Annotated in this window: 20 protein-coding genes; 9 read left to right on the forward strand and 11 right to left on the reverse strand. The window is 43.3% G+C overall.

The genetic code is table 11. The features are described from left to right. Positions 1-50: 50 nt before the first annotated feature. From G7092_RS27705 to G7092_RS27720, 4 genes are all read right to left on the reverse strand, one after another. On the reverse strand, positions 51-2,198 hold the full coding sequence (locus G7092_RS27705) for a carboxy terminal-processing peptidase (RefSeq protein WP_166094999.1): 2,148 nt from the start codon (positions 2,196-2,198) through the stop codon (positions 51-53). 185 nt (positions 2,199-2,383) lie between these two features. Continuing rightward, positions 2,384-3,007, reverse strand: coding sequence for a tetratricopeptide repeat protein (locus G7092_RS27710; RefSeq protein ID WP_166095001.1), 624 nt, complete (start codon positions 3,005-3,007; stop codon positions 2,384-2,386). A 368-nt stretch (positions 3,008-3,375) separates the two neighbouring features. Further along, on the reverse strand, positions 3,376-4,218 hold the full coding sequence (locus tag G7092_RS27715) for an isoaspartyl peptidase/L-asparaginase (protein WP_166095004.1): 843 nt from the start codon (positions 4,216-4,218) through the stop codon (positions 3,376-3,378). Between the two features lie 216 nt (positions 4,219-4,434). Continuing rightward, positions 4,435-5,355, reverse strand: coding sequence for a cyanophycinase (locus G7092_RS27720; protein WP_166095006.1), 921 nt, complete (start codon positions 5,353-5,355; stop codon positions 4,435-4,437). 268 nt (positions 5,356-5,623) lie between these two features. On the opposite strand from G7092_RS27720, the gene cphA reads away from it, so the two are divergent. Next, positions 5,624-8,257 carry a cyanophycin synthetase gene (gene cphA / locus G7092_RS27725; RefSeq protein ID WP_166095008.1) on the forward strand — a complete coding sequence of 878 codons (2,634 nt, stop codon included), beginning with the start codon at positions 5,624-5,626 and terminating at the stop codon, positions 8,255-8,257. A gap of 215 nt (positions 8,258-8,472) precedes the next feature. Here cphA and G7092_RS27730 read toward each other — a convergent pair whose 3' ends face one another. Continuing rightward, a complete protein-coding gene (locus G7092_RS27730) occupies positions 8,473-9,123 on the reverse strand; it encodes a DNA-3-methyladenine glycosylase family protein (protein WP_166095010.1) in 651 nt (216 codons plus the stop codon). Positions 9,124-9,311: 188 nt separating this feature from the next. Between G7092_RS27730 and G7092_RS27735 the strand changes: the two genes are divergently transcribed. Next, on the forward strand, positions 9,312-10,592 hold the full coding sequence (locus G7092_RS27735) for a replication-associated recombination protein A (RefSeq protein ID WP_166095012.1): 1,281 nt from the start codon (positions 9,312-9,314) through the stop codon (positions 10,590-10,592). A gap of 107 nt (positions 10,593-10,699) precedes the next feature. Here G7092_RS27735 and G7092_RS27740 read toward each other — a convergent pair whose 3' ends face one another. Next, positions 10,700-11,050: a hypothetical protein gene (locus tag G7092_RS27740; RefSeq protein ID WP_166095014.1), complete on the reverse strand. Its 351-nt coding sequence runs from the start codon at positions 11,048-11,050 to the stop codon at positions 10,700-10,702. A gap of 219 nt (positions 11,051-11,269) precedes the next feature. On the opposite strand from G7092_RS27740, the gene G7092_RS27745 reads away from it, so the two are divergent. Continuing rightward, entirely contained in the window at positions 11,270-12,745 is a 1,476-nt protein-coding gene (locus G7092_RS27745) for a DUF5687 family protein (RefSeq protein WP_166095017.1), read from the forward strand. A gap of 1 nt (position 12,746) precedes the next feature. Then, a complete protein-coding gene (locus tag G7092_RS27750; RefSeq protein ID WP_166095019.1) occupies positions 12,747-13,496 on the forward strand; it encodes an ABC transporter ATP-binding protein in 750 nt (249 codons plus the stop codon). A gap of 110 nt (positions 13,497-13,606) precedes the next feature. On the opposite strand, the gene G7092_RS27755 is transcribed toward G7092_RS27750, so the two are convergent. Continuing rightward, entirely contained in the window at positions 13,607-14,851 is a 1,245-nt protein-coding gene (locus G7092_RS27755; RefSeq protein ID WP_166095021.1) for a peroxiredoxin family protein, read from the reverse strand. Positions 14,852-15,085: 234 nt separating this feature from the next. Then, complete coding sequence (locus G7092_RS27760) at positions 15,086-16,225, reverse strand: acyl-CoA dehydrogenase (RefSeq protein WP_166095024.1); 1,140 nt, start codon at positions 16,223-16,225, stop codon at positions 15,086-15,088. A gap of 401 nt (positions 16,226-16,626) precedes the next feature. On the opposite strand from G7092_RS27760, the gene G7092_RS27765 reads away from it, so the two are divergent. From G7092_RS27765 to G7092_RS27775, 3 genes are all read left to right on the forward strand, one after another. Continuing rightward, entirely contained in the window at positions 16,627-16,869 is a 243-nt protein-coding gene (locus G7092_RS27765; RefSeq protein ID WP_076373966.1) for a helix-turn-helix domain-containing protein, read from the forward strand. Between the two features lie 86 nt (positions 16,870-16,955). Continuing rightward, the gene (locus G7092_RS27770) at positions 16,956-19,007 is read left to right on the forward strand and encodes a M13 family metallopeptidase (RefSeq protein WP_166095026.1); all 2,052 of its coding nucleotides are present in this window, start codon (positions 16,956-16,958) and stop codon (positions 19,005-19,007) included. 219 nt (positions 19,008-19,226) lie between these two features. Further along, complete coding sequence (locus tag G7092_RS27775) at positions 19,227-21,278, forward strand: M13 family metallopeptidase (protein WP_166095028.1); 2,052 nt, start codon at positions 19,227-19,229, stop codon at positions 21,276-21,278. 41 nt (positions 21,279-21,319) lie between these two features. Here the strand turns inward: G7092_RS27775 and G7092_RS27780 are convergent, their stop codons facing one another. The 3 genes from G7092_RS27780 to pepT are packed head-to-tail and all read right to left on the reverse strand — an operon-like array spanning position 21,320 to position 24,045. After that, positions 21,320-22,264: an ADP-ribosylglycohydrolase family protein gene (locus G7092_RS27780; protein WP_235953958.1), complete on the reverse strand. Its 945-nt coding sequence runs from the start codon at positions 22,262-22,264 to the stop codon at positions 21,320-21,322. A gap of 23 nt (positions 22,265-22,287) precedes the next feature. Continuing rightward, the gene (locus G7092_RS27785) at positions 22,288-22,782 is read right to left on the reverse strand and encodes a GNAT family N-acetyltransferase (RefSeq protein ID WP_166095030.1); all 495 of its coding nucleotides are present in this window, start codon (positions 22,780-22,782) and stop codon (positions 22,288-22,290) included. A 12-nt stretch (positions 22,783-22,794) separates the two neighbouring features. Then, a complete protein-coding gene (pepT, locus tag G7092_RS27790) occupies positions 22,795-24,045 on the reverse strand; it encodes a peptidase T (RefSeq protein WP_166095032.1) in 1,251 nt (416 codons plus the stop codon). 78 nt (positions 24,046-24,123) lie between these two features. On the opposite strand from pepT, the gene G7092_RS27795 reads away from it, so the two are divergent. Beyond that, positions 24,124-24,894 carry a hypothetical protein gene (locus G7092_RS27795; RefSeq protein ID WP_166095035.1) on the forward strand — a complete coding sequence of 257 codons (771 nt, stop codon included), beginning with the start codon at positions 24,124-24,126 and terminating at the stop codon, positions 24,892-24,894. Further along, positions 24,891-25,265: an MmcQ/YjbR family DNA-binding protein gene (locus G7092_RS27800; RefSeq protein ID WP_166095037.1), complete on the forward strand. Its 375-nt coding sequence runs from the start codon at positions 24,891-24,893 to the stop codon at positions 25,263-25,265. Before G7092_RS27795 ends, G7092_RS27800 begins: the two co-directional genes overlap by 4 nt. Positions 25,266-25,341: the final 76 nt, after the last annotated feature.

Genomic DNA, 25,341 nt, shown 5'->3' on the forward strand with positions numbered 1-25,341 from the left:
ATCATTTGCATATCTGCACATTTGAAATTTGTGCATTCAGCCTTTGAGGCTTATGGTTTCATCCCGGTGCTGGTTAGTTTGGGCTCCAGGCTAATGTAGTCGGTCATGATCTGGCCGGCTTCTTTTTTTACAAAATCCAGATCCTCATCTTTGGGTTTGGTTTGTCCTTTTTTAAGGGCCGGTAAACCGAAAGCTATCCTACGCAGGTTATTACGTTCAAATGCTTTCTTTTCGTCGGCATCGCGTTGTTTCTTTAGGGCGGCTTCGTTCAGGGTTACGCTGTCTTCGGCATCATGTTTTTTGAAATCGGCAATATCTTCCAGCATATATTTATAGCTATCGCTGGTAGCCATACGCTGATCATGCAGTTTCTGCAGCTGCGGTAAAACCGTATTAAAGTTGCCTACTTTGGTATAATCAGTTTTAGCGATGATATCAAATGGCATAGCCGAAGGCTCGGTATCCTCACCATATTTATCCAGCGGAATTAATGATGGGAATGAAATATCCGGTGTTACCCCTTTATGCTGTGTTGAATTACCACTGATGCGGTAAAACTTGGCAATAGTAAGGTTAAGCTGTCCGTAAGTGCTTTGGCTGCCGGTTGATATTGGTTTCTTCCCTCCAGTTGCGGCGCCTGCCAGCTGGTTAATTTTATCACGTATCGGCGAACCTAAAACCCTGTCCAGATCAATAGCGCTTTGAACCGATCCTTTACCATAAGTTTGTGAACCCATGATAATACCACGACCATAATCCTGTATCGCCCCGGCAAATATTTCGGATGCTGATGCACTGAAACGATCAACCAGGATACTCAACGGACCTGAATAGGCTATTGCAGGATCATCATCTTTATCTACCTCTATCTGACCCTGGGTATCTTTAACCTGTACTACCGGACCGGTTTTAACGAATAAACCGGTAAGCTCAATGGCTTCCATTAAAGATCCACCGCCATTTTCGCGCAGGTCAATGATCACACCGTCTACATTTTGTTGTTTCAGGGTGTCCAGTATCAGCTTAACATCGTGGGTGGTGCTTTTGTAATTCGGGTTACCTGCTTTATAATCGTTAAAGTCGATATAGAAAGCCGGGATAGATATCACCCCTATTTTAACCGCTTTACCATTGCTGTTATAAGTACGGATCTCTTTTTTGGCCGATTGATCTTTCAGGATGATCTTTTCACGTACCAGTTCAACAATTTTTGGTTTGCTGCCGGCACCTGCACCTGCTGGTAATATTTCCAATTTAACTACGGTACCTTTTGATCCGCGGATGATGGCAATAGCATTATCAACCCTCCAGCCTATGATATTCTGGAATTCGCCGGTTTTGCCCTGGGCCACACCTACTATACGGTCGTTGATGTTAACCTGGTGGCTTTTATCTGCCGGACCACCCGGAACTACTGTTTTTATAGTCACATATTCGTTTTCGGTAAGCAGCGAAGCGCCGATACCTTCCAACTGGCGCGACATTTCGATATTAAAGTTGGCCGCATTTGATGGATTAAAGTAATTAGTGTGCGGATCAATAGCCTCGGTAAAGGCATCCATAAAGTACTGGAAAACATCTTGGTTGGATAGCTTATTGGCCTGCGTTAATAAATTCTGGTAACGTTTTTTAAGCGTTTCCTTATTTTTAGCCATATCGCTGTTGGCCAATTTTAAATTCAACAGATCGTATTTTACACGTTGTGTCCACATGGCGTCCATATCAGCCTGTGTAGCCGGCCATGGCAGTTTATCACGATCATAAACAAAGTTTTCATCTTTATTGAAATCAAAGTTTGAATTGATCTGCGCCAAAGAATAGTTTACATGCTCCAGATACCTTTTTTGAAATACGTTGAATATATAAAACGCATTATTCAAATTCCCGCTTTTCAGATCGTCGTCTAAAACGGTTTTATATTTTTCAAAATCTTTGATATCAGATGCTAAAAAATAGCTGTGGTTTTCGTCCAACAGTTTAATGTAACGATCAAAAACCACGGTTGAAATAGAATCATTCAGGTCAACCTTTTTGTAGTTGTGATTCAATATCAGTGAAGTGATCTGCTTACAAACAACGCTTTGCTGTTCGTCGGGTTGCAAATCGGTTGAGCCTGGGACTTTTATTGGTTTTGACGGCGACGCTTTACAAGCAAGTGCGGCAGCCAATAGCAATACTAAATATACTTTCTTAAACATATCTTTTACTGTAGTTAAGTCGGGGTTTGTGTAAAACATCAATACTTGTGCCTTTTATTAATTTGCTAATGTAAATAAAAAGAGACAGTGAAATACTGTCTCTTAATTACAATAACAATTATACGATAATGTTTTGCTTGTAGTATATAACTACCAGCATTTTACGCTATTGTTACATAAAATTTTTACTTTATAGCTGAATTGCCGTCACTATCAGTCGTTTCGGCGTAACGAATCTCGGTTTTCAGGCGGGTTTTGTTCTCTTCCAGGTAACGCATTTGTTTATCAACTGCGGCTACATCCATGGTAAGGCCTAATGAACTGGCCAGGGTACGGGCTTCTATCAGGTCCTGTTTAGCTTGCGGAAAATCGCCATAGCCGGTTTTTACCGCGGCCAGGTTAATGAGGTTAGTGATGGTATGCCGGCTATCATTTTGCTGGCGCGATATCTGCAAACTTTGCAGCAAATACCATTTAGCCTCTGACAGCCTGTTCTGTTTCAGATACATTTGAGCCAGATCGCTGAAATTATAGCTGGCCGAATTATAAACCCGGAAACGCATATTATGCTGTGCTGTTTTCATTACCGACGCCTCCATCAGGAAAAGGGCATACGGAGTACGCTCTATTTGAGCATACATGATTTTGGGTTTTGTAATCTGTGCAACGGGTAATCTTTTGATGGAGTGATCCTTCAAAAGCGCAATCTGCGGATAGCGTTCATGCTTTCTGAAAGGGTTGTACTTATACCACTGTGCAGATGCAGAAAGGCTAAGTGAACATAAGAATACAAGTAAAATGATTCTCATTTAATCTTTTTAACGGGCTTAATTAAATTAATTAGCAAACAAATATAATAATATAATATTACAGTTATGCAATACCTGGGGTGGGGTAAATGCTACACGTAGCTACTTAAACGTAGTAAATTAACTAATGTTATAATTAATTATTTTAATTTTTATTCAAAAAAAGCCATTTGAGTTTGATTCAGATTATTTATCTATCATGTAAAAATCATTGCCGTTGACTTTAGTCAACGGAATGGTGACGGAGAAACAAATGGCTTTAGCCAAAATACCGCTTAGATAATTGGGCTGAAGCCCGTCTTAACAGTTTCTTTTTACCGTTGACTAAAGTCACCGGCAATGAATAATCTCCGTTTTAAACAGTTGCTTTATTCAAAAACCTCTACATCGCCGTCATGCAGGGCCCAAACCATGTAGGGATGGGTATCGGCATGATAAATATGACCGTCGGATGATATTCCGATGATGCCCGCAAAACCGTCAAAGGGTTTTAATTCATCCAATGATTTATGAGCTGCTACAGATATAGGCATACCATCGGTAACCCGGGTAACAATTTTTGATGCAACAGAACCGCTTACAATATCCTCACCCACGCCGGTACAGGATATACCTGCATATGCATTGGCATAATTACCGGCAGTAGTGGCCGAATCGCTCACGCGCCCGGGAATCTCAAAACCTTTGCCACCGGTTGAGGTAGCTGCTGCCAGGTCGCCATAAATATCCAACGCCACACAGCCTACGGTACCCAGGCGGATAGAGTCGCGTAGTTTTTGCTCGTACTCCTGCCTGCGTTGCGGTGTTTCGGGATTATAATAACCTATACCATTTTCGGTGGCAAAATCACGCGCCCCTTTACCGCTCAGCACCCGGTCGTCATAAGCCATCAGCTTCTCGGCTATACAAATAGGGTTTTTAACATCCTCAATATTGATCACGCCCGAAAAACGCTGCGTTTTACCATCCATCAAAGAGGCGCTTAATCTAATCCTGCCATCGCTTTGTATTTGCGAACCGGTACCGGCGTTAAACAGGTCGCAATCTTCCAGCAGCCTAACCGTGTACACCACCGTTTCCAGCGCGTTATGCGTTTGCAGGTATTTATGACCGGCCTCTACTATTTCTTTTAAAGCCTGTTGCTTGGCCTGCTTTACTTCCTGGTTGGTTCGCGATTCACTAAAGAAACCGCCGTGTATAATGATTTTCATAGTAGGTTCAATTATATAATAAATCCACCGAAACCGGTATAATAAAGCTTAGGTTATAATAAGATTACATGCCTTTTCTGCTCCCCTCTTGAGAGGGGGCGCGTGGTTTTTGTGTTGTGGCGGGGTGTGTTAGTTTTAAGTGAAGAACACACCCCTCCCCCTCTCAAGAGGGGAATCGCGCAGGCCCTAATTATAATATACTTAAATAATTGCTTTTTATTGTAACAAATCGCTATCCGGCGCTTGTATAAAAACGCCTTCTTCTACTTTAAGTGTTTTTTTGATAATTAAACGGTGCTGGGCAAGATCGTATATATCAAATATAGACATCACGTGTACTTTCAAATTATCAATAGATACCGGCGATCCCATCTCCACATCATAAATATTAGTGGCTACAATATTACGACCATCTACCAGGATAATTAATCCCGAGCCAATAGCCTCCATCATATTACCTTCGGTGATCAGCAGGCCGGTATCTTCGCCCAAACCAATACCCAAAATACCCGGGTTGGTGGCCACCGCGTACATTAACCGGCCAATACGGCCACGCTGCACAAAGTGGGTATCTACAATAACCGAGTCGATAAAACCCAAACCGGCAGTGATCTGCACTTCGCCTTTGATCAGGGCTTCGTTGCTTTGCCCCCGGTATATCATATGCGTGGAAGCGGCAGCCGCTCCTGCCGATGTACCAGCGATGACAAAATTTTCGTTTTGATAGCGCTGCTTCAGTATCTGTAAAAATTCGGTGCCGCCAAAAATGGCTGTCAATCTTAATTGATCGCCCCCGCTAAACATCACCACATCGGCCTTGCGGATCCTGTCGAGATATTCCGGGTTGGCTGCATCTTCCCGGCTTTTAATATGTAATACGTTTACATTAGTTACATGGAGCTGCCCAAAAGCTTTCACATATTCGTCGCCAACCAGCTCGGGGATCTGCGAGGCCGTGGTTATTACTTCAATTAATGAACCTTCGTGCTTATCAGATTCGGTAATAATTCGCTTTAAAATTCCCTGTTCAAAAAATTTAATATAATCGGGCTGCAAAATATGCTCCTGGATGGTCACGTTACTCCCCATATCAACAGCACCGCCTATAATGATTAGTTTTCCTTTCGGGACAGTCATAGTTCTTAATATTTAGTTGAAGGGGCTGATCAGGCTATTTCAGGCCGACCGAGTTAGCCTAAATTGGGCAATATCCCATAAATAACCATTTACTCCGTCAACTTTTTCACCTAATCAACCGGTTTTAAATACAAATTAAGATAAAAACCCGCACAAACGCAGACTGTTGTGAACATTTAATGCTTTTTACCTTCAAAAGTTTTATTTACACTATTAAGTTTTATAGTTTTAAAGAAATTAAGCCGGCTAAAATTTTTGTAACCAAGGTATGAAGATCGAGAATATACAAGTGTTACGCGGACCAAACATCTGGAGCATCCGTCGTAAAAAATTAATACAAATGCGGCTTGACCTGCAGGAGATGGAGCACCAACCCACCAATGAAATTGAGGGGTTTTATGACCGCCTCGAAAAGCTGTTGCCCAGCCTGTACAGCCACCGTTGTTCGCCTGGCGTACCCGGTGGATTTTTTCAGCGGGTAATAGCAGGAACCTGGATGGGGCACGTGATAGAGCACATCGCCCTGGAGATACAAACCCTGGCGGGCATGGATACCGGCTTTGGCCGCACCCGCGAAACCAAAACCAAAGGCGTATATAATGTAGTGTTTGCCTACCTGGAAGAAAAAGTGGGTGTTTTTGCCGCAGAATCTGCCGTGCGCATAGCCGAGGCTTTAATTGCAGGCGAGGATTATACCCTGCAATTGGAGGCTGATATACAGCAAATGCGCGAGATACGGGAAAACACGCGCCTGGGTCCGAGTACCGGCTCTATTGTAGAAGAAGCCATTGCCCGCGATATCCCCTGGATCAGGCTCAACAATCAATCCCTGGTACAATTAGGTTACGGCAAAAACCAGGTACGCTTCCGGGCTACCATGACCGAAAAAACCAGCAGCATAGCTGTTGACATTGCCAGCAATAAAGACGAAACCAAGCGCATGTTGCAGGAACAGGCCATCCCGGTTGCTAAAGGCATTACCATATCTTCTATAGAGGGTGTGGCCGAAGCTATCCGCAAGATAGGATTCCCTTTGGTATTTAAACCACTTAACGGCAACCACGGGCGCGGCATATCTATCAACATTAAAACCGAAGAAGAGGCCCTTGCCGCGTACCAGCATGCTGCCAAAATATCATACAAAGTAATTGTGGAGCGCTTTGTTACCGGTTATGATTTCCGCGTACTGGTGATCGATAATAAAATGGTTGCCGCCGCCCTGCGCGATCCGGCCCATATTATCGGCGATGGCAGTTTGACCATACAGGAGCTTATCGACAAAGAAAATGCCGACCCACGCCGTGGCTACGGACATGAGAAAGTTTTAACATTGATAGATATTGATCGCGATACGCTCGATCTGCTGGAGAAAAAAGGCTACACGCTGGAAACCGTACCGGCCAAAGGCGAAAAGGTATTCGTCAAATCAACCGCTAATCTGAGCACCGGTGGTACTTCTGTTGACGTGACCGACCATGTGCACCCGCAAAATATTTTTATCTGCGAGCGCATCTCCAAAATTATTGGGCTGGATATATGTGGTATCGATATCATGGCCGAAAACCTGACTGAGCCGCTTACTGAAAACGGCGGTGTGGTGCTGGAAGTAAATGCTGCGCCGGGTTTCCGGATGCATATTGCCCCAAGCGAAGGTCTGCCGCGCAATGTGGCCGGTCATGTATTAGATATGCTTTATCCTACCGGTAAATCGGCGCGGATACCCATTATTGCTGTTACCGGTACCAATGGTAAAACTACTACTACACGTCTGATAGCCCATATTGTAAAAAATAACGGTCACCGGGTAGGCTTTACTACATCAGACGGTATCTACGTACAGAATAACATGATGCTGAAGGGTGATACTACCGGCCCGGTAAGCAGCGAGTTTATATTACGCGACCCTACGGTTGACTTTGCCGTTCTGGAAACCGCCCGTGGCGGTATCCTGCGATCGGGTCTGGGTTTTGGCTTTTGCGATATAGGTGTGGTAACCAACATCCAGGAAGATCACCTGGGACTGGCCGATATCCATTCGCTGGACGACCTGGCACGCGTAAAAAGCGTGGTGTTGAACTCGGTAAAAAAAGATGGCTGGGGTATCTTGAATGCCGATAACGAGCATTGTGTACGCATTGGCAATAAAGCCGATTGCAACATTGCTTATTTCAGCTTGAATGAGAACAATCCTATCATTAAATCGCATTGCCGTAAAGGCGGCATAGCTGCCATCTGCGAAAACGGGTTCATCACCATTCAAAAAGGTGATTGGAAAATCCGCGTGCAGCGCACCATATTGATCCCGCTCACCTTTGGTGGTACCGTTCCTTTCATGATCGAGAACGTGCTGGCAGCCACACTTGCCGCATTCTTATGGGGCTTTAAGACTGAAGACATCAAAATGTCGCTGGAAACCTTTATCCCATCAGCTGCGCAAACACCGGGCAGGATGAACATCTTTGAGTTTAGAGACTTCCGCTTCATGATCGACTTTGCGCATAATCCTGATGGCTATAATGGAATCAAAGAGTTTTTAAAACATATCGATTCACCTCTTAAGATAGGTATCATAGCCGGAACCGGCGACCGGCGCGATGACGACATCCGCGAGTTGGGCAAAATATCGGCCGAAATGTTTGATTATATCATCCTGCGCCAGGAAAAACACTTGCGCGGTCGTACTGCCGAAAACATCATTGGTTTACTTAAGGAAGGTATCGAATCTGTTGATGTGAACAAACCTGTAGAGGTAGTACCCAAAGAAGTGGATGCTATAAAACACGCCATGAGTCTGGCCAAACCCGGCACTTTTATTACTGCCCTGAGCGATGTGATAGATAACGCCATCGAAACCGTACAAAACTACCAGGAGCAGGAACGGAACGGATTGTTTAACGTGTAAGCCCCCTACCCCCCTAAAGGGGGAACTTTTGAAAATCTCATTTAACGCGCGGGCCTTTGGTCTGCGCGTTTTTTATTTATCTCAACGCGTCATTGCGAGGTACGAAGCAATCTCTACACAAGCAAGTCGACCATAAAAGTTTGCTCTGCATAGCATAGAGATTGCTTCGTACCTCGCAATGACGCGTTTGTTATAGTAGCTGGGGGTAACCTTTTTTATTCATTCCCCTTTAGGGGGTTAGGGGGCTTCGGCGCTGACAGATAATAATGCCACAACAACATACTCGCCACCGTACGGTATGGCGCCCATTGTTCGGCTATAGCTATCACATCCTCGCGGGTGGTTTCTTTGGGTAACGATTTTACTCTTTTCAGCGCATTCACAGCGGCCAGATCACCTATGGGGAAAATATCGGCATGTTGTAGTACAAACATCAGGTATACATCGGCGGTCCAATTGCCAATGCCTTTAAGGGCTGTGAGTTTGGCACGGATCACATCATCGGACAATTGTTCCAATTCGGTTAGGTTGATTTGTCCGCTCAGGATAGCTTCAGCCAGGTATTTGGTATACGTGGTTTTCTGCCGACTGAAATAACAGGCTTTAAATTCCTCATCCGTGAGCAGCAATACCCTTGCCGGGGTGATCTCCTGTATGTATTCCCGTAATTTATTCAATGCCGATAAAGCAGAGGCCAGCGAAACCTGCTGCTCCAGGATAATGTGCACCAAAGTTTCAAATGTATTAGGCCTTGACCATAGAGGTGGGTAACCGTGTGCCTTGATGATATTGGCCAGGTCGGCATCATCCTCGGCAAGCTTATCGCAAATAGAATGGTAGTTGGAATGGTTGAACTGTTTTAACATAGGTTTGTTGTGAATGATATTAACCAATATGTCATTGCGAGGAGGAACGACGAAGCAATCTCCTCGCGAGCCTATGCTTGGGATGAGATTGCCACGCTGCGCTCGCAATGACATAGAGTTGATACTAGCGTCGATTAAATTACTAATTTTTTTAGGATTTAGCGTTTAGTTTTCTGAATTTTACCTTTATGAACAATCTGCCGCCTTTAGCCGAACGTATGCGCCCGGGATCGCTCGACGATTATGTGGGGCAAAAACATCTTGTAGGGCCGGGCGCGGTTTTACGTAAAGCCATTGAATCGGGCTCGCTGCCATCCATGTTATTCTGGGGGCCACCGGGGGTTGGTAAAACTACTTTAGCTTATATTATTTCGCAGTCGCTATACCGGCCGTTCTTCTCCCTGAGCGCTATTAACTCGGGGGTAAAAGATGTTCGGGAAGTAATCGAAAAAGCGTCACAGCTTAAAGATCTTGGCGAAACATTACCCATATTATTTATTGATGAGATCCACCGTTTCTCCAAATCGCAGCAGGACTCGTTATTGGGTGCGGTGGAACGCGGCATAGTAACCCTCATTGGCGCCACTACCGAAAACCCATCGTTCGAGGTGATCTCGGCTTTACTATCGCGTTGCCAGGTATATATACTGCAGCCGCTGGCCAAGGAGGACCTGCTCAACCTGCTTGACAAGGCCATGAAGGAAGATGTGATATTGAAAGATAAAAAGATCGTTATCCAAGAGCATGAAGCGTTGCTCCGCCTTTCCGGCGGTGATGCCCGTAAGCTGCTCAATATATTCGAGCTGCTGATCAATGCTTTTGATACACCCGAAATAGTTTTAACCAACGAGGTAGTGCTGGAACATGTACAGCAAAACATGGCCCTGTATGATAAAACCGGCGAACAGCACTATGATATTATTTCGGCCTTTATCAAATCCATGCGGGGTTCCGATCCAAATGGCGCCGTGTACTGGCTGGCCCGTATGATCGTTGGCGGCGAAGATCCTTTATTTATTGCCAGGCGCATGTTGATACTGGCATCCGAAGATATTGGCAATGCCAATCCCAATGCTCTTTTACTGGCCCAAAGTTGTTTTGAGGCGGTTAACAAGATAGGTATGCCCGAGTCGCAGCTGATATTATCACAAACGGCTATTTACCTGGCTACTTCAGCCAAAAGTAATTCGGCCACAACTGCCATTGGTGCGGCGATAGCATTGGTACGCCAAACCGGCGATCTGCCCGTGCCACTGCATCTGCGAAACGCGCCAACCAAGCTCATGAAGAATATAGGCTATGGCAAGGATTATAAATACGCCCACAGCTACGAAGGCAATTTTACCGATCTGGATTTTTTACCCGATGCCCTCCGCGGCACCCAGATCTATCAGCCTGGCAATAATGCCAAAGAAAACGAATCAAAAGAGAAACTTAGAAAACTCTGGGGCGACAGGTATAAATATTAGCTTAGAGACTCAAGACTATAAGAGTCAAGAATCAGGACAGGAGAAAAAGTTAATCGCATTTATTTTCACCCCCTTGATTCTTGACTTTAACATCTTGCCTCTATTCTTTATTCCTTTTTTGTAAAGAAAAACCGGGATACATTTTCATCACCCAGAATTTTTGCACTGGAAGTAGTAATCAATTTCCAACCATCAACATAATAGGGTTCCAATAGCTGCATGATCTGGTTTTCATGGGCAGCCTCCTGTTCGCTTGCTTTAGCGCGAAGATTAAACTCTACGTATTTTTGAACCTGTGCCGTATCATCCCGGGTAATAAACATATTGGGAGCGTGCCCACGCCCGGAGTATGTTTCCATAATAGAGATGGTCATATGTTTGGTTTTGCCATTTTGCTGGGCAAAGGCATGATAAACCGAGCCGACAATCAATATCGGGATCAGAATTGCTGTTTTCATGGGTTAAAGATGAGTTGTTGTTTAATTGATAGACTAATTCTTTTATATTGGTTTAATGCACTTACAACTAATATTTTAAAGCAATTTATCTACTCCGCTAATTTCCTGGCGTTGTTTCATTCTTGTCTCCCGACTCTTGATTCTTATATCCTGGCTCTCCTATCTTGTTTCTTATTTTGTATATTGAGCCCTTACTTAACCTAATACTTTAAACAGCCCATGGTATCTACTTTCATCAGGCACGAATTAAAAGCTTTCTGGCGATCAAAAAACACAGGTAAAAGCGTTGCTATACGTGTGGTCATGGCGCTGCTCATTCTCTATTTATTTTTAAATGTATTATTTGTAGGCATTTTTTTAGACAAGCTTCTCGGAGAAATATTTGCCAATGACGACCTGGTTAAATCATTTTGCGGCATCCTGCTCATCTATTTTTTGTTTGATTTGCTGATGCGGCTGCAGCTACAGGAATTGCCTACCTTAAGGGTACAACCCTATCTGCACCTCCCCATCAAAAGAAACACCCTGGTAAGGTACCTGGCGCTGACCGCCGTCTTTTCGGTATTTAACCTGTGGCCTTTTGTATTGTTTCTGCCATTTATATTCAAGATCATTGCTCCCGATTCTGGTTTTGTTACCGCGCTTGCTTTTATCATAGCTATTGCCGGGCTCACCGTTTTTAATAATTACCTGGCACTATACATCAAAAGAAAATCGAACTTAAACGGTTGGGTTTTCCTGGTTTCTGCAGTTGTATTGATATTAATCACCTCCTGCGATTTTAAATGGCACTTATATTCCCTGCACGATATATCTTATGCTTTTTTTGGTCGCCTGGTTGCTATTCCGGCTCTGGCCATTGTACCATTAGTATTAGGCGTTGTGATGTACTATTTTAATTTCCTGTACCTGAAACAAAACATGTACCTGGAAGAACTTACCGCGCATAAAGTAAAAATATATAAAAGCAGTACTGATATTCCGGTGCTGGCACGCTTTGGCGCTGTTGGCGACCTGGCCGCAAACGAAATAAAACTGATACTCCGTAATAAGCGACCGCGTTCGGCCCTGGTTATGGGCTTGTTCTTTATGTTTTACGGGCTTATATTTTATACCAACCATTTATATGGCCAAAATTGGTACATTTTTGTGGGCATGTTCATGACAGGTATCTTCATTATCAGCTATGGGCAATTCATGTTTAGCTGGCAGGCATCGCATTTTGATGGTATATTGGTAAGTAACATTAGTTTTTCTGATTTTTTAAAGGCCAAATACCTGCTGTTTACCATGGTATCAACCGTAGCCTTTTTATTAACCACGCCCTACGCTTATTTTGGCTGGAAGATAGTAGTAGTACATTTTGTAATGTATTTATGGAACATCGGCGTCAATACCACAATGGTATTATTTTTTGCCAACCGCAATTTTAAACGCATCGACTTATCAAAAGGAGCATCATTTAATTGGGAAGGCGTTGGCGCAACACAATTATTATTGTCGTTCCCGCTTATTTTGGCGCCATACCTTGTTTACCTGCCTTTTATGGTTTTTAAACATCCTGATATGGGATTGATAGCTCTGGGAGTTATTGCCTCTTTATTTATACTAACCCGTAATTATTGGATAAAACAACTGGAAGCCGACTATTACTCTAAAAGATACCAGATAGCCGAAGGCTTCAGAAACAAATAATATGATTGAGATAAAAAACCTAAAAAAAGTATATAACGACGTTACTGTTGTTGATATTCCGCACCTGACCATAGCCAAAGGCGAAAGTGTTGGTCTGGTGGGTAATAATGGCGCTGGTAAAACCACGCTGTTCCGCATGATATTGGATTTGATACGCCCGGAAAGCGGTGAAATACTATCAAACGGCGAAGTGGTTGCCGGGCACGAAAACTGGAAAACGTACACCGCATCGTACCTGGATGAGGGCTTTTTAATAGACTACCTTACACCAGAAGAGTACCTGTATTTTATCGGCGGACTGCATCAGCAAAATCGTGCCCAGGTTGATGAAACGCTGGCTACTTTAGGTGATTTTTTTAATGGAGAGATATTAAGCCGGGGCAAATACATCCGCGACCTGTCAAAAGGAAACCAATGCAAGGTTGGTGTGGCATCATGCCTGTTGCAAAACCCGCAACTATTGATGCTGGATGAACCTTTTGCCAATATCGACCCCAGCACACAGTTTAGACTGAAAAACATGCTGAAGGACGCCAATAAAAGCAAAGGCATTACCACCATTGTATCCAGTCATGACCTTAATCACATTACCGATGTATGCGACAGGATCCTGCTGATGGAAAAGGGTGTGATCATTAAAGATATCGCCACCAATTCATCTACCTTAAGCGAGCTGGAAGATTATTTTGGAGTTGGGCAAACGGCAGGTGCGACGCCGGTTACTGGTATTGATGAGGAAGAGAATCATTAGAAAGAGCCTGTCAGTCTGAGCTTGTCGAAGACTCGTGGGCAAAGGCCTCTACGCGCGCCCTTCGACAGGCTCAGGGTGACATGCCCTAATATTTAATGACTAGAAAAGCTTTACTTAGAGGCCTCTACCCTCTCAGCCAATAAATCATTCGTCAGTTTTTCAAACTCACTGATAAACTCGGTATAATATTCGCCGGTTCCGGGGCCGCTGAAACCAGTATGTATTTTGCGTACATCGCCACTTTTGTCAATAATAATGGTGGTAGGGAAACCAACTACTTTGGCCAGCATGGGCAGACTCTTAGCCGTTTCCACCTTGTTACTGGTGTAACCGGTTATCAGCAAAGGATAAGGCACATTAAACCTGTTTTTCACTTGCTGCAAAGCTTTTTTTGATTTTTCAAAATCATTGGTACGCTCATAGGCCAGGCCTATAACCTCTACCCCTTTTGATTGAAATTTTTTATAGTAGTTTACCATGTAAGCAGTTTCATCCATACAGTTGGGGCACCATGAACCCAGTATCTGCACAATAACCACTTTGTTTTTATAACGGGCATCCTGAAGAGAAACCACTTTGCCGTTCATATCTTTAAAACTGAAATCTATTTTTTTATATCCAGGTTTCAGGGCAGTAAGCGAATAGGCATCGGGCAGTTTAGCATTCGCATCTTTTACTGCTGTCCACGATTGTACCGACCCTACACTTACAAATTTGCCATCGGTTATGCTTTGTGCATCTTTAACAGTGGCGGTAAAAGTGTAAGCATGCCCGCCATCAAAGCAGGAAAGATATAATTGATTGCCCGATACCGATCCTTCCAGGAAACGATAATCGCCTGTGGTGGTTAAAAAGGTACCGGTAAGTTTGTTGCCGGTTTGTTTAAACTCGCCAACGGTGGTATCGGCCCGCTCGCCCTCACCAATTATGGCCGACCAACGCCCGCTGATGTCAAAAGCAGGCTTTTCGGGCGTTGAAGTAAAACGCCAGGAAGTATTTGGCTCTGCCGAAAATTCAATTAAAGCATCACGTTCACCCAAATGTCTTACCCAGTTCCCTTTTAAGGTACCGGCATCCAGTTTCAACTTAAATTCCGAATCAAACAAAGGCATGTGGATAAATACAGAATCGCCTTTGGTAGCAACATCGGTTACTTTCAGCCGCTCGGTACTGTTTATCACAAACAATTCTTGTTTGCCGGCATTATCTTTTACCTCAAAATTGAAAGGAATATCTGTACCTGATTTTGTTTTAAGGGCACCGCGCCATACCCCAGTTTTAAGTTTGGTTTGCGCAAATGATGCCTGTAAAGTTAAAACGAGTATCAGTGCTGTGATGATCGATTTATAGTTCATTTTTAAAAATAGTCTACTAAGTTGATATACTTTGTCAAAAGTATAAAAACAGACCGCTATTTCAAAACTATTTAGCTTTGGGGACTATAGCGAATGAAAAGATATGACAAATAAGTAACGTTCAAAAAAGGGTGTCACCCTGAGCCCCGTCGAAGGGTAGAGCGCAGAGGCCTACCCACCATGCTTCGACGGAGCTCAGCATGACACCCCTGCTGAGCAATTGTCTTTTATGAACTATTTCAAAACTTCGCGAGAAATTACAATCCGCTGAATTTCGGATGTACCTTCATATATCTGGGTAATCTTGGCATCGCGCATCAAGCGCTCTACATGATATTCTTTCACAAAGCCATAACCACCGTGTATCTGTACAGCTTCGACAGTAGTACGCATAGCTACTTCAGATGCAAAAAGTTTGGCCATGGAGCCAGCCTGTGTATATGATTTGCCATGATCTTTTAACCAGGCTGCCTTAAGGCATAATAAACGGGCAGCTTCAATCTCGGTAGCCATATCGGCCAGTTTAAACTGAATGGCCTGCAAATCGGCTATAGTTTTACCGAAGGCTTTACGTTCTTTGGCATACTGAACGGCCAGCTCATGGGCGCCAGATGCTATGCCCAATGCCTGTGCGGCAATACCTATACGGCCACCTTCCAGTGTGCTCATGGCAAATTTAAATCCGAAGCCCTCATCGCCTATACGATTCTCTTTAGGCACTTTCACATCGGTAAACATCAGCGAGTGCGTATCAGATCCACGTATACCCATCTTATTTTCCTTCGGACCTATGGTAAAGCCTTCCATGCCCTTCTCTATAATAAGCGCGTTGATACCGTGATGTTTTTTGGAAGCATCGGTTTGGGCCATTACAATATAAGTTGATGCGGAATTTCCGTTGGTGATCCAATTTTTGGTACCATTAACCAGGTAATAATCGCCCATATCAATGGCGGTGGTACGCTGCGAGGTTGCATCAGATCCTGCTTCCGGCTCCGAAAGGCAGAAAGCCCCTATCACTTCACCTTTAGCCAGAGGCACCAGGTATTTTTGTTTTTGCGCTTCAGAACCATATTTCTCCAGGCCATAGCAAACCAGCGAGTTATTTACAGAAACCACAACCGATGCCGATGCATCAACTTTAGAGAGTTCCTCCATAACCAACACGTAGGATATGGCATCCATACCACTCCCTCCGTATTGCGGCGAAACCATCATTCCCAAAAAGCCCAGCTCGCCCAGCTTTTTTATTTGCTCGGCCGGAAACTTTTGGTGCTCGTCGCGTTCTATCACTCCCGGCTTTAATTCTGTTTGTGCAAAATCGCGAGCCGCCTGGCGTATCATGAGTTGTTCTTCTGTAAATTCGAATTGCATAATATTTAAAAAAATAAATATAGTAATTACTATGCACGCATAGCAAATTTATTGCATAAAAAAAGAGAGCTCTTTTCAAAGCTCCCTTTCCCCTAATTAATTTAAACTATTGATTAAACCCAAAACAAAGAACAAAAAATCTCAACTTGGGCGTCTGAGAATTCAAAAAAAGTTTTTCATTGGTAGATGATTTTTTAATTTTTTTCACAGATCAAATGCAGGGCGAGTTGTAGTAAACAATTTTGTTGCCACAATTTTAACTTTTCACTAACTTAAACGTCAGTAAATATCTGTTCAGACATATATTATTATCAATATTTTTACGCATTTTTAAATACTTATAGTTATTTATTTTTTCATAAGGGTAATTACCCAATTTATAAACCAAGCCGACACTACCTATGCTACTTACTGATTTTGAATACCTTAACAATTCCGACGAAGCCTTTAAAAAAAAAGTAGCCCTGCAGATTAAAAACCTGAGAAGACAGAATCAGGTAACCCAGGAGAAATTCTTTACCGAAACAAACATCAATATAGCCCGTTTAGAATCAGGCAAAATTGATATCAGATTAGATACTTTAAGGAAAGTTTGTTACTATTTTGATGTTTCTTTAGCCGGTTTTTTTCAAGGCATTTATTAAACAGGTATTTTTTTATTAATTTACTATTTCAAATTCTATTATTCCATACATCCGTTGTATTTTATAACATACACACTCAAAAATTTATGATCAAAAGAACATTCCCCCCGGCAGCTATCGCAATTGTTTTTGGTCTGCTGGCACTTACCGCCTGTAATGATAAAACCAAGACCTATGCCGATAATGATCCCGTGTTTAAAAACATGGATACAACCGTAAAGCCCGGCGACGATTTTTTTAAGTATGCCAACGGTGCATGGCTTAAAAAAAATCCCATACCAGCGGCGTATGCTTCCTGGGGAATAGGGAATGTAGTGGAAGAGGAATTGCGCAACCGCATGAAAAAAATAAATGAGGATGCACTTAAGGCTGATGCTCCTAAAGGCAGTAATACTCAAAAAATTGGTGATTTTTATTTCAGCGGTATGGATACCGTTGGCATCGAGAAGCAAGGTTTATCGCCTCTTAAAGATGAGCTCTCTAAAATTGACCAGGTAAAAGATATTAAAGGATTAATAGAGGAGTTTGCACACCTGAGTACCATCGGCGTTACTACACCCCTGGGTACCTATGCGGGTCAGGATGCTAAAAACAGCGGCAAGATCGTTTTGCAATTGGGCCAGGACGGTATTGGTTTGCCCGATCGTGATTATTATTTTAATACCGATGCACATAGTATTATTGTACGAAACGATTATCAGCAAAAGCATCTGCCCACCCTGTTTAAGCTGATTGGCTTGCAACCCGATGCAGCTACAGCAGCAACGAAACAGACCTACGCTCTTGAAAAATCACTGGCCGATAGCAGCCGTAAGCTGGAAGATTTGCGCGATCCCTATCATAACTATAATAAAATGCCGCTGGCTGGCTTAAACAAGTTGGTGCCTGAGGTTGACTGGAAACCCACATTTGAAAAAATGGATTACAAGAATGTGGATACCGTTATTGTTGGTCAGCCAGAATATTACCGGGCGCTCAGCAAGGCACTCCATACCTATAATATAGACGACTGGAAAAACTATCTCCGTAAAAACCTGGTGTCAGAGTTTGGCCCTTACCTGAGTAAACCCTTTGACCAGGAGCTTTTCCGCTTCTACGGCACCGTGCTTAACGGCAAAAAAGAACAACTACCCCGCTGGAAACGCGTACTGGATACCGAAAACGGTGTAATGGGCGAAATACTGGGGCAAATATTTGTAAAAGAATACTTTCCAGAAAAAACCAAGGACCGTTATGTGAAATTGGTAGAAACCATGCGTGCTACTTTTAAGGAACACATTGAAAAGCTGGACTGGATGAGTCCGCAAACTAAAGAAAAAGCATATTATAAACTGAGCAAAGTAATGCCTAAGGTAGGCTATCCGGATAAATGGAAAGATTTTTCGAGCCTGGAAATTAACCGTGGCCCCTATGCTTTAAATGTAATGCGTGCCAATAACTGGTGGCATAAATACAGCGCTGCCAAGCTGGGCAAACCGGTCGACCGTACCGAATGGGGTATAACACCGCAAACATATAATGCCTATTACAATCCATCAAATAATGAAATTGTATTACCTGCAGGTATATTTACTATCCCGGGTGCCAAGGATGAAGATATTGACGACGCGGTAATATATGGATATGCAGCAGCCTCCACCATTGGTCACGAAATGACTCACGGTTTTGATGATGAAGGCCGGCAGTTTGATGCCGAAGGCAATTTAAAAGCCTGGTGGCTGCCACAAGATTCGGTAAAGTTTACTCAGCGTGCTCAAATGCTGGTAAATCAGTTTAATGGCTACAGCATTTATGGCCTGCATGTAAACGGTAAAGCCACACAGGGTGAAAACATTGCCGACCTTGGCGGTATAGTGATTGGTCTTGATGCCTTTAAGAAAACCGAGCAATATAAAGAAGGAAAAACCATTAACGGATTAACTCCTATACAACGCTATTTCCTGGGTTATGCGCTGGGTTGGCTTGGGCAGGATCGTCAGGAATCTTTATCCAGCCAGATACTGACCAACCCACACGCTCCTGGCTTTATGCGTGTAAACGGACCATTTACCGATGTACCCGAATTTTACGACGCCTTCCACATTAAAAAAGGCGATAAAATGTGGCTTGATCCGGATAAGCGCGTGAAGATCTGGTAAAAGCCCCCCAGCCCCCTAAAGGGGTAGCAATAAACAACACATGTCATTGCGAGGAGGTACGACGAAGCAATCTCCTCGCATACATATAAACGCGAAGAGATTGCTAAACTCTTACTCGCAATGACGTTAAGCTGAATTAAGCCCCAACAACACTGTTACAAACACCAGTGAATCAACAGCTTGTTTTTATTTAAATTTGTTGGTAAACATTATACCCATATGATAAAACTTTACAAAACAACGCTTCTTGGTTGTGCCTCCATAGCGCTTTTAGCACTAAGTGCTTATCAGATTGAACAGTCCGAAACTTCAAACGATCCGGTTTATGATAACCTGGATAAATCCGTTGATCCGCGTACCGATTTTTTTAAATATGCCAATGGCGGCTGGCTTAAACGCAACCCTATCCCGGCAGCATATTCCAGCTGGGGAATTGGCAATGTGGTGCAGGAAGAGATCCGCAACCGGCTAAAAAAGATCAATGAAGACGCCTTAACCGCCAATGCGCCCAAAGGAAGCACTACCCAAAAAATCGGCGACTTTTATTATAGTGGTCTGGATACTGTCAACATCGAGAAACAAGGCATCAATCCTTTAAAAGCCCAGTTGGACCTGATAGATCAGGCTATCGACATTAACGGTATCTTAAACGCTGCCGCGGTATTAACCACTACAGGCACCCGCAATTTCATTGGCAGCCGGGTTAGCCAGGATGCCAAGAATAGTTCAAAAATGATGCTGCAGCTTAGTCAGACCGGTTTAGGTTTACCCAACCGCGACTATTATTTTAAAACCGATGCCCGCACTACCCGTGTACGTACCGATTATAAAACTAATCACCTGCCAACTATGCTCAAAATCAGTGGTTGGGATGAGCAGCAGGCGGCCAAAGGAGCCGAAAGTATTTATAAGATAGAGCAATTTTTTGCCGACAGCAGCCGTAAACTCGAAAACCTGCGCGATCCATATCGCAACTATCATAAAATGACCGTTGCGCAATTAAACGCCCTTACTCCCAATATCAACTGGACCACTGTATTTAAAACGCTGGAACTAAAACCGGTGGATAGCGTCATAGTTGGTCAGCCTGAATATTACAGGGCTGTTAATACCGCGCTGAAAACATTCCAGCTTGATGATTGGAAAGCTTACCTCCGCTGGAAACTGATATCATCTTATGCCCCCTATCTGAACGCCGCCGCCGAACAGGAAAGTTTCCGTTTTAGCGGCAAGGTGATATCGGGGCGAAAGGAACAATTACCCCGTTGGAAACGCGTACTGGATACCGAGAACGGATTGATGGGTGAAGCTTTGGGTCAGCTGTTTGTGAAAGAATATTTCCCGGCAACGGCTAAATTGCGTTATACCGAAATGGTAGAAGCCATCAGACAAGCCTACCGCGAACATATTGCCAAGCTAGATTGGATGAGCCCCCAAACCAAGCAAAAAGCAATCGTAAAATTGAACGCCATACATCCTAAAGTGGGCTATCCGGACAAATGGAAAGATTTTTCGACCCTGGTGATGGACCGTGAGTCGTACGCGGGTAATGTGATGCGTGCCCGGCATTGGGCTTATGCGGTGAACATTAACAAATTGGGCAAACCGGTTGATCATACCGAGTGGGGCATGACACCGCAAACCTATAATGCCAGCTATAGCCCATCCAATAATGAGATCACACTGCCTGCTGCCCAGTTCACTATTCCCGGTGTTAAGGATAGCGAGGTTGATGATGCAGTAGCTTATGGCTATGTAGCCGCTTCTACAATTGGCCATGAAATTACGCATGGCTTTGATGATGAGGGCCGCCTGTTTGATGCCAAGGGCAACTTAAAAACCTGGTGGACCGCCACCGACTCGGTTAAATTCAACCAACGTGCTAAAGTACTGGCCGATCAGTTTAGCAGTTATGTAGTATTGGATAGCCTGCACGTAAACGGCAAAGCTACCCTTGGCGAAAACATTGCCGATTTGGGCGGTATTGTTTTAGGCATTGATGCTTTTAAAAAGACCCAGCAATATAAGCAGGGTAAACTGATAAACGGATTAACCCCTATGCAGCGGTTCTTCTTAGGCTATGCGCTGGGCTGGCTGGGCCAGGAACGGGATGAGGCCCTGGCCAATCAGATACTAACGGATGTTCATGCCCCAGGATTTTTGCGTGTAAACGGTCCTTTTAGCGATGTACCTGAATTTTACCAGGCATTTAAAGTTAAAAAAGGTGATAAAATGTGGATAGACCCGGCTAAGCGGGTAAAGATTTGGTAGATTGTAATATAGATGGATAAGTTTTTTTGAAGCTTATCCATCTATGTTAAGGCATTCCTCATCCGTTGGGCCAGATCCAGGATATCCGGCAATCTTTTTATATCCTTAACCCAATTAACCGGAATTTGATCAGCACCATATAACAATCCTGCCAACCCGCCTGTTACTGCACCTGTAGTATCAGTGTCCAATCCCAGATTCACCGCTTTCAACACAGCTTCTTTATAAGTATCAGTAGTTAATAAACACCAGATACTTGCCTCTAAAGTGTGCAATACATAACCAGTGCTATGTATCTTTTTGGTCTCTATTTGAAATATATTATCCAAAAGCAATCTGTTAAATAAACTAACTTCTTCAGGATTGATCGATCGTAATGTTAAAAAATCAGATATCTCTCTTTTTAAATTATGGTATATGGTAAGTTTATCGGTACCCTGGATAAGTTGACGGGCAAATTCAAGATAATAAAAACAAGCAATTACCGATCGTATATGTCCATGTGTAAGAGACGATACCTGTTTTGTGATCTCGTACCGACTCTCTATTGGCATATCCTTTACATACAATACCAAAGGCAGTATTCGCATAAGGCTGCCGTTTCCATTTGATGATTCATCAAATCCTCCTGCTAAATCGGCCCTGCAACCTTCCAGCAAGCGATTTATTGCCTCTCGTGTAGCTATGCCTACGTCAAAAACTACGCCTGTAGCTGTCCAATAACTTTGATATAACCACGATGTAAAATTGCCAGCTAATCCCTGTAAATTAAATCCATTAGCGATGCTTTCTGCAAGGCAGAAGGTCAGGGCACTATCGTCGGACCATGTTCCGGGAGGCATATTGTACGTACCAAAGCCCATCATATCGGTAACGGGATTTTTTACGCGCTGACTCCTTTCTTCAAATTCCACTGGCACCCCCATCGCGTCTCCAATGGCAACACCGAGCAATATATCCTTATAATGATCTCTTTTATTGGCCAACTTCAAATCGGTTTTAATATGTTTTACAACTCCTTCCGCATTACATAATCATTCATCCAATACGGGCCAATGGCTATATCCTCTTCTGAAGCGACTACGAATCCCATTTTTTCATAAAAGGTTTTGGCGTTGTTATAGCGGTTCACATTCAATTCCAGTATCTGTTTACCGGCATCTGTTGTTCTTTGAATCACTTCATTAATTAGCACTTTACCATAACCTTTACCTTGTGTTTTGGGCAGGCAATACAGCTTATGCAGTTTATAAATATCAGCATCCTCTTCACGCGGCGAATAGGCTGCAAAAGCTACAGGCTCTTCTCCTTCCAATAACAGGATAAAAGTTTGCGCACCGGTTTCAATCTGCTTGCTGATCTTATCCGTCGAGTAGATCTCATTCAGCATAAAAGAGATCTGTTCTTTTTCCAGTATCGGACTGTAAGTAACCCACCAGGTTTGGTCGGCTATTTGGATGATGGTTTCTACATCATTTACGGTCGCTGTTCTTATTGTATACATATTCAAATCTTATTAACTTTTTTCTTCCCAGATCATGCAGAGGTGCAATATGGTTTCCACGGCTTTTTGCATATCCTGTACCGATACCCATTCCTGTTTGCTGTGAAAAGCATGTTCGCCTGCGAATATATTAGGACAAGGCAAACCCATGAAGGACAATCTGGATCCGTCGGTGCCTCCCCTGATGCTGCAAAGTTTGGCTTTAATACCTGTACGACCGATGGCTTCCATAGCATACTCTACAATCTCCGGATGCTTATCCAATACTGTTTTCATATTGCGGTATTGCTCGCTTACCGTTAAACTATAAGTTGATGCAGGATATTTTTTTAATACCAAGTCAGCCGTTTTGCGGATCACATCAGCATGATCACTCAATTTTTTTGCGTCAAAATCACGGATGATAAAATCAATGCCGGCAGTCTCTACATGCCCTTCAATAGCTACGGGGTGTATAAAACCCTGCATACCTTCTGTATGCTCGGGCGACAAATCATCAGGCAAAGCGGCGATGATCTCTCCTGCAATTTTAATGGCGCTTTCCATTTTACCCTTGGCAAAGCCCGGGTGCGAGCTTACGCCATTAATGGTTAATCTTGCTCCATCTGCCGAGAAAGTTTCATTTTCCATATTACCTGCGCTTTCACCATCCATAGTATAACCGGCATAGGCACCCAGTTTGGCAATATCTACATGATCAACTCCATGGCCCACCTCTTCATCGGGGGTAAATAATATCCGGATATCACCATGTTTTATTTCGGGGTGGTTCATCAGCTGGTAACAAGCGTCCATGATCTCGGCAACACCGGCTTTATTATCGGCTCCCAATAGTGTGGTACCGCTTGCAGTTATCACATCGTTACTTATTTGATTTTTCAAGTCGGGGTGTTCCGCCTGCTTTATAATCTGAGAAGTATCATCCGGTAATATAATATCCTGTCCCTGGTAATTTTTATGAACAATGGGCTTTACGTCTTTCCCGCTGCAATCGGGCGCGGTATCCATGTGCGAGCAAAAACAAATTACAGGCACCTGTTTATCTGTATTGGATGGTATAGTGGCATATACATAACCATATTTGTCCATATGGGCATCGGCAACTCCTATGCCTAAAAGCTCATCAACCAGCAGCCGTGCCAAATCTTTTTGCTTTTCTGTCGACGGAAATGAAACAGAAGAGGGGTCTGATTGCGTATCAAGGGTAACGTAACGCAAGAAGCGTTCGGTAACGGTAAAGTTTAATAATGAATGAAAATTCATAAAGCTATATATTAGTAAAGTTTTACCGGCAACCGTACCCGGCATGTTCCTTTTGTAAATATTGATTAAAATTTAGCTTTGAAAAAATTTATTCTGTTTTTTGTTTTAGCAGTTGCAGGGTTTAAGGTAAAGGCACAGGAAGGGTATAATTATTATGAATGGGGTGTTGGCGGCGGCATTGGTTATGGCAGGGCTTATGCCGATACCAAAAGGCAGGACTGGCATGCTATTTATAACCTAAACCTGGCCTACAACTTTAATCCTTACGTGCCTGTTGCACTGGAATACCAGTTTGGTACACTGTCCGGAGGGGGACTTACCCCCGATAAAGATGCTTACGGACGTATGTACAAGAATGCTTATAAAGCTTTATTGCTGCATGCTGATGCCCAATTAGGTAGCTTTATTGATTATGCAGACAATGGTTTTTTAAACGCGGTTAAAAACTTTTATGTAGGTACGGGGATCGGTGCTATATCTAACAACATGAAATTTATACAGCGTGGCAACCCACCCGCGTTTTCCGATCCCAGCAATTCTTACTATCACGGCCCTTTGGGTACCAAAGAAGGCTTTCAGGGTAAAGACAAAAGTATCAACCTGGTTTTACCGCTACGTTTTGGCTATGAGTTTAAAATTTATGATTCATACAATCAGGTTGGTTATACCATTACCTTAGGGTATGAACATAATTATACTTTTGGCGAAGGTCTTGATGGATATGATGACCCTCCGGCTAAGTTTAAAAACAATGCTCCCGACCAATATGCCCACTTCACGATAGGTTTCCGGTACAATTTTGGTAATACCGTATCCTATAATAAACTGATCAGAGATTTCAGATTTTGAATATAGAAGAATTACGTGATTATTGCCTGCAAAAGCCAGGAGTAACAGAAGGCTTTCCTTTTGGCGAGGATACCCTTGTTTTTAAAGTTAGCGGTAAATTATTTTTACTGATCGGGTTAGAAAACGGTAACCGGTTTAATGTGAAGTGCGAACCCGAGCTTGCCGTCGACCTGCGTGAGCGTTATAGCGAAGTACAACCAGGCTATCATATGAATAAAAAAATGTGGAACACCGTTTACATGGATGGTTCACTAACCCATAAGCAACTCTGCGAAATGATTGATCATTCTTATGATCAGGTGGTTCTTGGTCTATCGAAAAAACTACAGGCTGAGCTGAAGGAAGAGCTGAGATACAGGAACGAAGATTAATTACCTTATTTGAGATTCTCTTAGCCATTGCATCTCATCTCTTGGCTCCCAAATACTATATTTGAGCAATAATACA

Source organism: Mucilaginibacter inviolabilis, assembly GCF_011089895.1.
Taxonomy (GTDB): Bacteria; Bacteroidota; Bacteroidia; order Sphingobacteriales; family Sphingobacteriaceae; genus Mucilaginibacter; species Mucilaginibacter inviolabilis.